The organism is Catenulispora pinistramenti, from assembly GCF_018274385.1.
Classification (GTDB): Bacteria; Actinomycetota; Actinomycetes; order Streptomycetales; family Catenulisporaceae; genus Catenulispora; species Catenulispora pinistramenti.
The window spans coordinates 26,972-40,639 of the sequence record NZ_JAAFYZ010000040.1; the positions used below are offsets into that span (position 1 = coordinate 26,972).

The 13,668-nt window shown below is 71.0% G+C and carries 9 protein-coding genes; 2 read left to right on the plus strand and 7 right to left on the minus strand.

Translation table 11 applies throughout. From position 1 onward, the window contains the following. Positions 1-12 precede the first annotated feature (12 nt). The 6 genes from KGQ19_RS14395 to KGQ19_RS14420 all read right to left on the minus strand — a co-directional run bounded on the left by KGQ19_RS14395 (position 13) and on the right by KGQ19_RS14420 (position 7,811). Positions 13-1,821 carry a choice-of-anchor P family protein gene (locus KGQ19_RS14395; protein ID WP_212009630.1) on the minus strand — a complete coding sequence of 603 codons (1,809 nt, stop codon included), beginning with the start codon at positions 1,819-1,821 and terminating at the stop codon, positions 13-15. Further along, complete coding sequence (locus KGQ19_RS14400; RefSeq protein ID WP_212009631.1) at positions 1,818-2,528, minus strand: ABC transporter ATP-binding protein; 711 nt, start codon at positions 2,526-2,528, stop codon at positions 1,818-1,820. The genes KGQ19_RS14395 and KGQ19_RS14400 overlap by 4 nt, the downstream gene beginning before the upstream one ends. Next, a complete protein-coding gene (locus KGQ19_RS14405; protein WP_307856420.1) occupies positions 2,528-3,445 on the minus strand; it encodes an ABC transporter ATP-binding protein in 918 nt (305 codons plus the stop codon). The genes KGQ19_RS14400 and KGQ19_RS14405 overlap by 1 nt, the downstream gene beginning before the upstream one ends. Further along, a complete protein-coding gene (locus tag KGQ19_RS14410) occupies positions 3,442-5,406 on the minus strand; it encodes a branched-chain amino acid ABC transporter permease (protein ID WP_212009632.1) in 1,965 nt (654 codons plus the stop codon). The genes KGQ19_RS14405 and KGQ19_RS14410 overlap by 4 nt, the downstream gene beginning before the upstream one ends. A gap of 16 nt (positions 5,407-5,422) precedes the next feature. Further along, complete coding sequence (locus tag KGQ19_RS14415; protein WP_212009633.1) at positions 5,423-7,030, minus strand: ABC transporter substrate-binding protein; 1,608 nt, start codon at positions 7,028-7,030, stop codon at positions 5,423-5,425. A gap of 247 nt (positions 7,031-7,277) precedes the next feature. After that, positions 7,278-7,811 carry an RNA polymerase sigma factor gene (locus KGQ19_RS14420; RefSeq protein WP_368862099.1) on the minus strand — a complete coding sequence of 178 codons (534 nt, stop codon included), beginning with the start codon at positions 7,809-7,811 and terminating at the stop codon, positions 7,278-7,280. A 557-nt stretch (positions 7,812-8,368) separates the two neighbouring features. Here KGQ19_RS14420 and KGQ19_RS14425 point away from each other — a divergent pair. After that, positions 8,369-8,686: a helix-turn-helix domain-containing protein gene (locus KGQ19_RS14425; RefSeq protein ID WP_230418642.1), complete on the plus strand. Its 318-nt coding sequence runs from the start codon at positions 8,369-8,371 to the stop codon at positions 8,684-8,686. Between the two features lie 24 nt (positions 8,687-8,710). On the opposite strand, the gene KGQ19_RS14430 is transcribed toward KGQ19_RS14425, so the two are convergent. Beyond that, positions 8,711-10,297, minus strand: coding sequence for an ATP-binding SpoIIE family protein phosphatase (locus tag KGQ19_RS14430; protein WP_212009636.1), 1,587 nt, complete (start codon positions 10,295-10,297; stop codon positions 8,711-8,713). Positions 10,298-10,614: 317 nt separating this feature from the next. On the opposite strand from KGQ19_RS14430, the gene KGQ19_RS14435 reads away from it, so the two are divergent. Beyond that, the gene (locus KGQ19_RS14435; RefSeq protein WP_212009637.1) at positions 10,615-13,650 is read left to right on the plus strand and encodes an NACHT domain-containing protein; all 3,036 of its coding nucleotides are present in this window, start codon (positions 10,615-10,617) and stop codon (positions 13,648-13,650) included. Positions 13,651-13,668: the final 18 nt, after the last annotated feature.

Genomic DNA, 13,668 nt, shown 5'->3' on the forward strand with positions numbered 1-13,668 from the left:
CGGCCGTGGCCCTCATTCCTCGAACTCCCGCAGATCCGGCACCCCGGTCGAGTGCCCGGCCTCGCAGCCCGCACCGCCGAACAGCAGGTTGCTGTACTTCTTCAGCCCCCAGGCGGCCAGGCACGCCACCACGGCCGCCCCGAGCATCAGCTGCCCGGGCAGGCCGCCGAACGCGGCCGGCGACACCTTCGCCGCGACGTTCTGCATCGGCGGGCTCGGAGCCATGCTTCCCGTTGTCCCGCCCGCCGATCCGCCGGTCGTGCCGCCACCGGTGGTGCCGCCGACGGTGCCGCCACCGGTCCCGCCGCCGACGCTCCCGCTGCCCACCGAGCCGCCGGTGGTGCCGCTGATGTCGGAGCCGCCGGTGGTTGAGCCGCCCGTGGACGATCCGCCGCTGGTGCCGGAGGACGAGGACGAACTGCCGCTGCCGCTGCCGCTGGACGGCTGTGTGGTCGGCCCGCCGGTCGTTCCGCCGGACAAGTCGATGGCCTGCGAGGCGTCCGCCTGGGACTTGGCCGAGCCGATGGTCAGCACGATCTTCGGTGCCAGCTGCGGCAGCGTCGGGATGATGGTGCTCAACGGGGCCGGGAGCTGGGCCAGGAGCTGCGGCGGGATCTGCGCGAACAGCTGGTTCAGCACCGGCGTGAGCGGCAGCATCGCCTTCAGCTTCGCGGTGTCGATCGTCACCTGGAGCCCGTGGCTGAACATCTGGCCGGCGGTGTCCTTCGACACGTCGCTGGCCGCCGGCAGCGCGATCGAGATCCCCAGCGGCGCCAGCAGCTGGTTCACCGTGTCCGGCAGTTGGGGCAGTGCGATCAGCCCGGCCGGGGTCTGGATCCCGTTCGCGGTGATCCCGAACGTCACCCCGGCCACCGACATCGAGCCGTAGTCGACGTTCCCGGTCGAGGTCCCCTTGACGCCGTCCGACGTGCTCTGCGAGGTGACCTTCAGGCCGTCGAACTCGATCAGCCCGCCGAGCAGCAACAGCTTGCCGGCGTCGGACTCCGCGGTGGCGACGGCCTTGCCGTTGGTCACCGTCGCCGAGGTCTGCGACCGCTCGCCCTGGATGTCCACGAGCGCCGACTGCCCGGTGAGGAACTGGATGAGCGTCCCCAGATCCGGCAGCTGGAGCGGCGACTGCCCGCCGCCGCCGAGCAGCCCGCCGAGCAGGCCGGGCGGGGCTGACGACGGCGCCGCCGACGGGGCGCTGGTCGGCGCGGATCCCGGCAGCGAGGGCCCGGTCCCCGGCAGCGGCAGTCCGAAGGTCGAGACCGACGTCGAGCCGTTGGCGTCGGTGTGCGATTGCATGTAGGAGCCGGGGATCGGCTGCATCGTCGCATCCGGAGTGGCGCCCGGAAACTGCACGTTCGTCAGGATCGGGTACTTCACGTTGGGGCTGTTGAACAGCTGCCCCAAGCCGAACGCGATCGCGTCCCCGGGCCACAGCCAGCTGGCCGTGGCGGCCCCGGTCGGCCCGGATCCGTAGCTCGCCCGGGTGTAGGAGAGGTCGAATTCGAGGTTCGGCTGTCCCGGCTGGGCCGGGATCGGGATCTTCGGGTCGTAGATCTCCATGGTGATCGGCGCGGCCGAGGCGGATATCGTCCAGCCGCCCAATCCCGGCGCCGCGCCGCCGTCCGCCGGACTCGGCGCCGGCGTCGTCGGCGACGGTGCCGTGCTCGCCCACACCCCGGGCGTGGCCAGCACCCCGATCGTCATCGCCGCGACGGCCGCTCCGCCGCGCCGGGCCGCTCGCCGTCGCGCGTCGCGCCGCCGCCGGTCCCGTCCGGAATCCCCTGCGCTCTTCGAACTCCCTGCACTCACGCCGCAGCACCTCCCAAATACAGCGCGGCCAGATCGCGCCGGATGACGTCCGGCTCGTCGAAGGCCACGATCCTGCCGTGCGTCATCACGGCCGCGAAGTCCGCGACCCGCAACGCCATGTCAGCGAACTGCTCCACCGCGACCACGGTCACGCCCTGGTCCGCGATCTGTCCGAGCACGTCGTACAACTGCCGCACGATCAGCGGCGCCAGGCCCATCGACAGCTCGTCGACCAGCAGCACCGCCGGGTTGGTGACCAGGGCCCGGGCCATGGCGAGCATCTGCTGCTCGCCGCCCGACATCGAGCCGGCCAGTTGGTCGTAGCGCTCGGCCAGGCGCGGGAACCGGGTGAACGCGGTCTCGTAGATCTCCGCCGCCGACGCCTGCCCGACCAGCCCCGACAGCCGCAGGTTCTCCGCGACGGTGAGGTTCGGGAAGATGCCGCGGCCCTCGGGGATCGTGCACAGCCCGGCCCGGGCCAGCGCGTCCGGGGCGGCGTTGTTCACATGCGACCCGCCGAGGTGGACGTGCCCGGACGTGGCCCGCAGCCGGCCCGAGCACACCTTCATCAGGGTCGTCTTCCCGGCGCCGTTCGGGCCGAGCAGGGCCACGACCGCGCCGCGGGGGACCGCCAGATCGACGCCGTGCAGCACTTCGATCCGGCCGTAGGCCGCGTGCACGCCTTCCAGTTCGAGGATCGGGGCCATCAGAACCAGCCTCCTGACGCCGGTTCGCCGCTTTCCGGGCCGGGGCCTTTCGGCAGCGGCGGTACCGGCGACGCCGGCGGTACCGGCGGTGTCGGCGGCAGGGCCGCGGCGTCGTCGGGACCGGCGGCCGGGAGGACGAGCGTGTGACCGTCGTCGGGCTCGTGCTCTGCGTCGGGCTCGTGCTCTTCGTCGTCCTCCGGCTCGTCCTCCTCGCCGAGATACGCCTTGCGCACCAACGGATCCGCCTGCACCTCGGCCGGCGTCCCCGAGGCGATCAACCGCCCCCGGTCCAGCACGTGGATCACGTCCGAGACCCGCATGATGAGGCCCATGTCGTGCTCCACGATCAGCACCGCCCGGCCTTGCGAGGCCAGATCGCGCAACAGCTCGCCGAAGGATTCGGTCTCGGCCTCCGACAGCCCCGAGGACGGTTCGTCCAGCAGCAGCAGCTCCGGATCGATCGCCAGCGCCCGGGCCAGTTCCACGAGCCGCGCGACGCCGGTCGGCACCGAGTCGGCGCGGGCGTCGGCGTAGCGCTCCAGTCCGATCCGTTCGATCAGGCCCCGGGTCACCTTGGCCGGCTTGGCGTTCTTCGCCCGCACCGCGTCGGCCGCGACCCGGATGTTCTCCTCGACGGTCAGCGATCCGAACGCCTCCAACCGCTGGAACGTCCGCGCGATCCCGTGCCGGGCCCGGCGGTGCGTGGGGGTGTGGGTGATGTCGTGCCCGTCCAGGAACACCCGGCCGCCGGTCGGTTTCTGCAGGCCGGTGACCACGTTGAACAGCGTGGTCTTCCCGGCCCCGTTCGGTCCGATCAGCGCGGTCACCTGCCCGCCCTCGGCCGAGATCGTCGCCTTGTCCACGGCCGTGACGCCGCCGAAGCGGACCGTCACCTCTTTCACGTCCAACCGGGTCACGCCTCGACCTCCGCGTTCTCCCCGACCGACACCGATCCGTCGATCGCAGAACTCTTACCCGCCCTGCCCGGATCCGCCACGGACCGGGTGGCTATGCCGCGGGCGATCCCCGCCGACCCGAGCCCGAGCCGCGCGCCCAACGGGTTGTCCCGCAAGGAGAACAGCCATCCGGTGATCCCGTTCGGCTGCTTCCCGAGGCCGACCGCGGCGACCGCCAGGATCAGGAACAAGTAGGCCTGGGTGCTCGGATAGCTGTTCAGCGCCATCAGCAGCATCCCGCCGAGCAGCGCGCCGCTCACCGACGTCACGCCGGCGCAGACCACGATCAGCAACAGCGGCAGGCTGTTGAAGAACTGGAAGTTGGTGCTGCCGACCTGGTTCTGCAGTCCGGCGTAGAGCCCGCCGCCGAGTCCGGCGACGGCCGCCGACCCCGCGAACACCGCGACCCGGGCCAGCCGCGGGTTCAGACCCAGCGTGGCGCAGGCCGCCGGCGAGTCCCGCAGCGCGATCAGGACCCTGCCATAGCGGCCCTTGCGCAGCAGGATCACGCCGGCCCCGAGGACACAGAACACGGCCGCGGCCAAGATGGCGTAGGCCTTGTCCGACGTGAAGCGGTAGCCGAACATGTCCAGGCGCTTGGTGGTCAGCGAGCCGCCGAAGCCGCCGAGCGAGGGGTTCTGGAACACCATCGTGTCCATGATCTGCGCGAAGGCGATCGTCGACAGCGCCAGATACAAGCCCTGCAAACGTAATGACGGCAGGGCCACGAGGATCCCGGCCAGTGCCGCGAGCAACGCCCCGGCCAGTACCGCTGTGGGCGCCGAGGAGTGCATCTTCGCCACGGTCAGCGCGCCGACCCCGAAGAAGCTGAACTGCGCCAGCGAGACGTAGCCGCTGAATCCGGTCAGCGGCACCAGGGACAGCGCGAGGATCGCGAAGCACAGCCCGAGCGCCATCCGGTTCACGTTGACTTCGCTGAACACCGAGTTGCCGAAGACGACCGCGAGCAGCAGCAGCGCCGAAGCCAGTCCGACCCGCCGCATCTCCGGCGTGCGCACTCCCGCCACCCCGGCCAGCCGGCCGACCCGCAGCTGGGCCTGCGGCATCAGCAACAGCATCAACAGCAGGAAGATGGCCGGGATCGCTTCGCGGAAGCCGGTCCAGCCGGGGCCGGTCCACAGGTATCCGGACGCGTAGGCGTTCAGCAGCCCCAACACCAGCGCGCCGATGAAGGTCCGGGGCAGGCTGGTCAGCCGGCCGGCCATCGCCGCGGCGTAGGAGTTCACGACCAGGAGCGTCAGGGATATGTAGTTCAGCTCGCTGGGTTGCGAGCAGACCAGCAGGATCCCGGCCAGCGCGGCCAGCGCCGAGCCCATGGCCCAGGCGATCGAGGACATCAGGTGCGGCCGGCCGCCGTGCAGCGCCAGCAGTTCCTTGTCGTCCACCGCCGCGCGCATCGCGACGCCGAGTCGGGTGAACTTCAGGAAGGCCCACAGCACGGCCCCGACGACCACCGCCAGGGCGACGGTCAGCAGATCGTTCCCGGTGATCCGGACCATCCCGACGGTCAGACCGTGGCCGGCGAAGAACTGCTGTACCTGGTGCACGCCCGGCGGCCAGATCTTCTCCGCGGCGCCGATCAGCCCGACCAGGACCGCGCAGGTCACCACGAGGGTGACGCCGACCCCGGAGTCCGCGACCCGGCGGATGACCCAGCGTTCCAGCAGCGCGCCGAACAGCGGCGCCACCCCGAACACCACGATCAGGACCGAGAGCCAGTTGGACAGGCCCTGGTTGTAGGCCAGTTCCCAGTAGACGAACGCCATGACCATCGCGGTCGCGCCGTGCGCGACGTTGAAGATCCGGGTGGTCGCGTAGGTCAGGACGAGTCCGGACGCGGCGATCGCGTACGAGGCGCCGATGACCAGGCCCAGGACGGTGTACGTGAGGAAGACGTTCATCCCACGCGTCCCGCTCTCAGCTGACGCCGGAGTTGATGAGGTTCCCGCATGTCCAGCCGGAGCCGGGGGAGACCCGTTTCCAGCCCGATCCGGTGTACTGCATGAACAGTGCGCACGGTGAGGTGGTCTTGCCGCCGACGTCCTGTGGCGCGAACAGCCCGTTGCCGGTGTAGTTGTGCACCTTGGACAGCGCCTGCACCATCGCCGGCCGGGTCAGGTTCGGCCCGATCTGGTTGGCCAGCCGGGTGAACAGCTCGGCCGAGGACCAGGCGAACATCCCGAAGTAGGTCGGCGCGGCGCCCGGGGCCACCTGGTGCAGCCACTTGGTGTAGAGCTGGAGCTCAGGGTTCGAACCGGCTTCCTCGAACATCGCGGCGTTGCTGAAGACGAAGGCGTTGTTCGCCGCCGAGCCGGCCTGCTGCACGAAGTTCGGGTCGTAGCCGGTCGGGTCCAGGACGAAGACCTTCGGCGTGAAACCCTGCTGCTGCATGGCCTGGGCGAGCGTCGCGGCCTCCTGATACGCGCCGAGGAACTGCACGTACTGGACGCCGGCCTGCTGCATCTTCACGACGTAGGGCGTGTAGTTCGACTCCGAGACGCCGATCGGCTGGTCCAACAGCCAGTTGAAGCCGTCCTTGGCGTACGCCTGCTCCCAGGACTTGGCCTGCTGCGCGGTGGTGCCGGTGTCGACGTACAGGAACGCGGCCTTGGAGCCCGCGCCCGGGAACTGCTTGTTCCAGAAGTCCGGTTGCACCTGGGGGACCAACGGCAATTGTTGCGAGTCTGTTCCAAAACAGACCGCACAGGTCTGCCGGGCCCGGGTGGTGCTGACCGCTTGCAGGTCCGGGATGCCGCACTGGGCGTCGGACGCCGCGCCGCCGGAGTCGAAGGCGGAGACCGAGCCGACCAGCGCGAAGTCGGACTGGCAGGCGGTCAGGGTCTGCTGGTTGTCGCCGGCGTCCGAGGTCTGCGAATCGTAGGAGTGCACGGTGAGCTTGCGGCCGCAGATGCCGTTCGGGTGGGTGGCGTTGAAGTAGGCCGCGTATGCCTGGACGGCCTGCGGGGCGGAGCTGAACAGGCCGCCGATCGGGCCGGACAGGTCGCTGGCGTTGCCCAGGCTGATGCTGTTCGCGGTCACGCCGGTGGCCGTCGAGCCGGTCGCGGTGCCGACGCAGTTGTCGGCGCCCGGGGCGCCGCCGCTGCCCCCGCCGGTACCGCCTCCGGTCCCGCCGCTGGTGCCACCGCCGCTGGTGCCGCCACCGGACGTCTTGCCCCCGGTGGTGCCGCCAGAGCCCTTACCTCCGGTGGTGCCGCCGGAACCCTTGCCCCCGGTGGTTCCGCCGGTGGAGGTGCCGCCGACCGCGCCGCCGCTGGTCCCGCCGGCCGCACCCCCGGTCGTGCCGCCGGAGCCGCCCCCGGTGGTCCCGCCCGCGCTTCCGGTGCCGCCGGCCGTCCCGCCGGTGGTGCCGTTTCCGGAGCTCTGGGAGCCGTCAGCACTCTGCGAGCCGTTGCCGTTCGCGCCCTGGCCGTACGCGATGGCGGCGGCCTTCTGGTCGGCGGACAGCCGGGCGCCGCAGGCACCCAGGGACAGCGAGAGGGCCGCGATGGTGATCGCGGTGGTCACGGTGGTTATTCGGTGGCGACGGGGATTGTGACGGCGGTCGTGACGGATACGGGATCGCGGTGAGCGCGCGGAGGTCATCGAGTGCTACCACCTGACGGGTCGTCAGAAACGTTGGGTGTAGCAAGGCAGCGTGCTCTAATTCAACACAGAACTCAATAGAGTTTCGAGAGTCTCACGGCAGAATTTGGCAAACCGTGATACTGATTCACCCCGTCGGGTGATGGGTGACCGGGTATGTCGGGGGGTGTCAGCCCTTGAGCAGTTTGCCGAGAGCTTCCAGCCCGCGGCTGGCCGTCGACTTCACGGTGCCCCGGCTGATACCCAGCGCCTCGGCGATGTCCGCCTCGGACAGGTCGGACCAGTAGCGCAGCACCAGCACCTCGCGCTGCCGCGGGGGCAGCTTCTGGATGGCCTCCAGCACCTCGCGGTGCTCCTCGGAGAGCAGGGCCACGGACTCGGCGCTGGCGGCGTCCGGGACGTGCGGCGGGGTGTAGCCGCGGGCGGTCTTGCGGCGGCGCAGTACCGAGCGCGCGTTGTTCACCACGGCGGTGCGCAGGTAGCCGACCGGGTTCTCCATGCCGGTGAGGTCGTCGCCGTAGCGGCGCCACAGGCCGGTGAAGGAGTCCTGCACCACGTCCTCGGCCGAGGCCTGGTCGTCGACCAGCAGGATGGCCAGCCGCACCAGCGACAGGCGGTGCGCGTAGTAGAGGTCGGCCAGCGACGGGCCCTCGCCGGGCTGCAACGCCCGGTGGCCGCGCGGCGCGGTGCTCCCGCCGATCATCGCCAGCGGATGGTTCCCGCTCGCGGACAGATCGCCCTCGGCGTCCTCGGTCGGCGTGTTCAGCGCCTCCCGCAGCGCCGCCACGACGGCGGCGACCCCGAGCCCGACCTGGCGCGCGCGGGCACCCGCGACGGTCGCACGATGCCGCCGCGGCCACCATATGGTGCGCGCCGGCCAGGCGACAGCGCCCGCCACACTCATCCGTTCAGCTCCTGAAATCGATGTCCCCCCGCCGGCCGCGTGATGGCCGGCGACCGACAACCCGAGTCCCCATGCTATCGCCCGACCCGCCTTCGGCGGCAGGGCGTCTTGAGGGGTTGGATGCGGCTTCCCCCGCAATATACGGGCCGGTGGGGAGCGCCGTCGATGTGACCGGTCGGCGCGGGGCGGTGCCGGGGGGTTTCACGACTACAGCGGGTTAGTTGTAAGGGGTGCTGCGGCGCTGATCGTTTACGGTGGGAGGGGGTGGGTTTAGCGGTTCCTATACTCGGAGGCGCTGATCACACACTGGTCGTCGAGGTGCTCGACGCACTCGACGCGCTTGCAGAGGATTGACGATGGCCAATCATGTGAAGTGGAGTGACATCCGCGCCGAGTTCATCGAGCGTGCCGGCGGCGAGGAGGTCGCCGCCGAGCGCCGGGCCAAGCTCCGTGCCGAGATGATGGGCTATCGGCTGGCGGAGCTCCGGAAGGCCCGCGGCATGACCCAGCAGCAGGTGGCTGACAGTATGGGCGTCACCAAAGGCCGCATCTCGCAGATAGAGCAAGGCAATGTGTCCGGCCAGGAAGTGCTGGCCCGCTATGCGAGGGCCCTGGGCGGCCAGCTGCACCAGGCCATCTACTTCGACGACGGCGACATCGCCGCCATCGCCTGACGCCTCACCGCGAGTTGTGTCCGCTTAGAACTCAAACTCGCACCACACCGACTTCCCCTCCGGCAGCGGACGCGCGCCCCAGGCCGCCGCGACGGCGGCGATGATGCTGATCCCGCGGCCGTCCTCGTCGGTCTCGCGGGCCAGGCGGCGGCGGGGGAGATGGTCGGACTGGTCGGCGACGTCGATGATCAGGCGGCGGTCGGTGCGGCGCAGGCGGAGCACGACCGGGGCGGCGCCGTGGGTGACGGCGTTGGCGACCAGTTCGCTGACCGCCAGGACCGCGGTGTCGGTCAGGTCGTCGGCGACGCCCCAGGTGGTCAGGACGCCGGCGGTGTAGCTGCGGGCGTGCGCGGCGATCTCGGGGCCGCCGACCAGCTCCACCGATGCCGAGCGGAACAGTGCCGCGTGCGCGCCGGTCCAGGCCGGGACGTGCGCCACCAGCAGTGCCACGTCGTCGGTGCGCACCGCGCCGGCGGGGTCCAGGTTGCCGCTGGACACCGAGAGCGGGTCGATGGAGGCCAGGATGTGGTCCCGCACCAGGTCCACCGGGCCGGCGCCGGGCCGGGGCGGCTCCTCCTCCGGCGCCCGTGCGAACACCCGCCGCAGATCGCTGGTGCCGCGCTCCAGCAGGCCCTGCGTGTAGAAGGCCAGATACGACCCCGGCGGCACCGCCACCGCGGCCTCCTGCCAGGTCCAGTCCCCGCTGCCCAGCGAGGGCCCCGAAGCGCCGTCCAGCACCGCCACGTAGCCGTCCGGCAGGCGTAACAGCGGGGGTAAGTGCCCGGCGTTGGCGTACGTCAGCGAGCCGTTGTCCGCGTCGTGCACCGCGTACACCAGCGTCGCCACCGGCGAGCCGGTGCGCTCGCCGTCGAAGTCCAGCGCGTGCCGGTCCAGGTGGTACATCACCTCGCCGGGCGGCAGGTTCTGCGAGGCGTAGGCCCGCACCGCCGCGCGCAGCCGCCCCATCACCGCCGCCGCCCGCACCCCGACGCCCCCGGCCTGCGGCGTCACGCCGCCGACCACCAGCGCGGTCCGTCCGGCGCCCAGCGGGATCGCGTCGTACCAGTCCCCGCCGACCTCCAGCACCGGTTCGGCGTCCAGTGACGCGTCCTCGTACCGCACCAGCGCCGGCAGGTAGCAGGCGGCCAGCCGGATCTCGTCGGGCTGCACGATCCGCTGCGGCAGCAACGAGCGCTGGAGCATCACCGCCATGTTCCGGTTGCGGGTCTCCTCCTCCAGCAGCGCCTGCTCCCGCCGTACCCGCTCGGTCTCGTCCCGGCAGAACACGGCCACCCCGCCGCGGGCCGGCACGCACACCAGCGTGTAGTACCGGTCCCCGCCGTGCCGGCGCACCAGCCGGTCGTGCAACAGCACCGGACGCCCGGTGTCGTAGGCCTGGTCCAGCGCCGCGGGCAGACCGGTGGCCGTCAACTCCGGCAGCACTTCCTCGACCGGCCGGCGCAGGGCCACCGCCCCGAAGTCGGCCTGGCACGCCTCGTTGGCGGCCAGTAGCAGGTGACCTGGGCCGTCGGCGAGCACCGCCGGCATCGGCGCGGCGTCGAACGCCGCGTGCAGCAGCTCCTCGATCGCGGGCATGACCGGTGACTTCATGGCGGCCTTTCGACGGACGGCGCAGCGACGCGCTGGGGATCATGAAGAAGCCTCGCGCGATTCAGATCAGTCTGGACCTCTCCCGGGGCGCCTCACGGGAACGGCGCGGGGCGATCCATCCGAATGAGGGATCGCGGAGCGTTGGCGGCCGATCGCGGGAGGTGACCGCGTACCTTCCCAGGGATTCAGGGGACGAATATGATTCGGCCGATCGCGGTACCGCGGATACCACCGCCGTGGGCGGGCAGTAGTCGGGGACCGTACGGGCCCGGGGGAGCGGTGTCCTGGGACCGGTTCACAGGGGAGGCGAGCCAAGCGTGTCAGGGTCCGCAGCGGGGGTGGCGGCAGGAACCGAAGCGGCGTCGGCCACAGCGGCGGCCACAGCATCAACGCACCAGAGCGGTCTGCTGACCGGTGTCGTCTTGGCCGCCGTCAGTGCCCTGGCCGTGGCCGGCCTGTTCGCCTGGGCCGTCAAACAACTGTTGGCACCGTCCTTGACCCGCGCCGGCACCGGCCTGGCAGCCTGGCTCGCCGACCACCTGGCCGTCCTGCGCTCCTCCAGCTTGCGGCGCATCCGGCGCTACCAGCGCTCGGCCGCCGGCTACGCCCGCGAGCACACCCTCGGCTTCGGCACCGAGCCGGTCAACGTCCGCGACGTCTACGTCCCGCTGCACCGCGAGGCGGCCGAGGGCGGCGATCGCGAGGACCTGTACGAGCTGATCCGCGGCTCCCGCCGCACGGTGGTCACCGGCGAGGCCGGGGCCGGCAAGTCGATGCTGCTCAAGCACTCGCTGATGAAGTGGACCGAGGGCCGCGCCACCCGGCGCAGCGTGGTCCCGGTAGTGGTCGAGCTGCGCCGGCTGAACGCGCTGGACGCCGCCGGGATCGATCTCACCGAGCAGGTCATCGCGTTCCTGGAGACACACCGCTTCCGGGGCGCGGCCGGCTTCGCGCGCAAGGCGCTTCAGGACGGCCGGCTCAGTGTCCTGTTCGACGGCCTCGACGAGGTCACCTCCGACCGCCTGGACCGGGTGGTGGACCTGCTGCGCGACTTCGCCCAGCGCTACGACGGCTGCCAGGTGGTGGTCACCTGCCGCGCCTCGCTGTACCGCGGCGAGCTCGACTTCGGCGCCGTGGTCCGGGTCGCCGAGCTCGATGACGCGACCATCCGCCGGCTGCTGGCCAGGTGGCCCGGGCTCGATGACGCCGCGCAGGAGCGCCTGTACCTCGCGCTGGGCACCAACGGGACGCTCAAACGCCTGGCCCGCAGCCCACTGATGCTCTCGATGATGGCCTGGCTGACCGCCGCGCGGATCACGCTCCCGGCCTCGCGCGCGGAGTTCTACGACACCGCGATCGAGCACCTGGTCAAACGCGACGATGTGCTCAAGCGCGGGCGCTCGCAGTTCCCGGCGAGTAAGAAGCTGGCGGTGCTACGCGGCTTGGCGCTGCTGTTGCAGGACCGGGCCGGCGGGGACGGCGACCGCCTCAGCATCGCGCACGACGAGGCCCTGGCGTACATCCGGTCCGTGGCCACGGCCATCGATCTGGACGACAAGGACGGCGAGGAGCTCCTGCGGGAACTCGCCGAACGCACCGAGTTGCTGGTGGCCACCGGCGGCGTGGCACCGCGCTATTCCTTCAGGCACCTGACATTCCAGGAATACCTGGCGGCGGTCGAGCTGCGCGACGATCGCGAGGGCCTGCTCGAACGGTATGACCGCGACCCCAATGCCTGGCGCGAGACCGTGATCCTGTGGTGCGGCAAAGCCGACCGGGACACCGTGCCGTTAATCAAGGAACTGATGAAGCGTGGCTCGGTCGGCGAGCAGGTGCTGGCACTGGAGTGCGCCGCGGCGGCGACGAAGGTGGACGAGGCGACGGTGACGGCCGTCGTGGACCTGCTCATACCGAGCCTGTCCGCGGTCAGCCGGTCGGTGCGCGCGCAGGTGTCGGTGGCGTTCGGCAACGCGATGGCCGGCAGCGGCCCGCGCAGTGCCCGGATCCGTGGGCGGTTGATGGAGATGGCCCGAGCCGCCGGGGCTTCGGCGGGTGGCAAGAAGACTGTGTCGCGCGGTGCCCTGGTGAAGGCCCTGGCCTTGTCGGGCCACGGATCCGTCGCGGAGTTCCTGGCCGGGCTCGCCGCCACTGACGCCTCGGCGCGTTCCGCGCTGCGCTCGATGGGCGATCTCGCCATCCCCAGCCTTGCCGATCGCGCCGCAGAGGGCCACGCCGACGCGCTCGACGACATCGTCGCCATCGGTACTCCGGCGGCGCTCGGGGCGGTGATCGGGAGGTTGGAGGATTCCGGATCCACCGCCAGGCGCGCGGCCTGGCATCTCGGTTGCCTGCTGAGCGATTCGGCGTTCGCGGTCGCCGTCGAGGCGCGGGGAAGACCGGTGCGCAAGGCGAAGGGCCGAGAGTGGATCTGGCAGCCGTTCAGCCTTGACGAAGCGATGATCGCCACGGTGGCGCTCATCGCCGAACACATCGAGGAATCGCTCGTCGCCGAGCATCTCGGGGAATCAGAGCCCGATGACATTCCGGATCGGCTCGGTGCGCTCGACTTCCGTTTGGTGTTGGCACTGTCGCTGGGCACCGACGTCCCCGCAACGTGGTCCCGGGGCCGGGGCCGGGCGCTCATCGAATCGCTCGCGTTGGTGGCCGCTGTTGATTGGGAGCCAGAGCCGGCCGTGGCGGCCGATTTCCGAAACTTCATGTTCGAGGAAGTCGGCTGGAGCCAGCGGCAGCGCCGCATGGTCGACTCCCTGTCCTGGTCCGATCAGGCCCGGCTCATGAATGCCCTGGCCGGCGGCGCGCAACGGTCGCAGTGGAAGCGCGCGACGTTCGGCAAAGGCGGCCGTTGGGCCAGAAGCGCGCTGGCGCAGATCGCGGTCGCTGCGATAGCCGTCTGCGGGGTCGCGCTCTTCGTCGAGGCCGGAGTCGTGGTCAACGGGGCGTCCTATGTGCCGGTCTGGCTGGCCTGGGCCGGGTTGGCGGAGATCGCGACGGCGATCGCGGTCATCGGGGCCTCGACCCTCACCGGGCGCTTCAGCGTCATCGTGACCAGGAAGGCCAGTAGTGTCCCGATCCTCAACACCAAGCGCTCACTGCTGCCGTCGAGGGGCGGCACGGTCATCGCGGCCGCGGTGACGATCGGGCAGGTGCTGCTCCTGGAAGCGTTCGTGCGGCGGTGGATCGGCTGGTCGCTCGCGGCCCTGATCGGCATCCTCTTCTTCGGGTACTGCGCATATGCGGCGAGTTGCCTGGTGCGCATCCTGAACCCGGCCCGCAAAGCCATCGAGGAATCCGGCGCCACCACGGCCAGCTCCTCGATCATCCCCGACCCGTGATCACGGCCCCATCCGCGA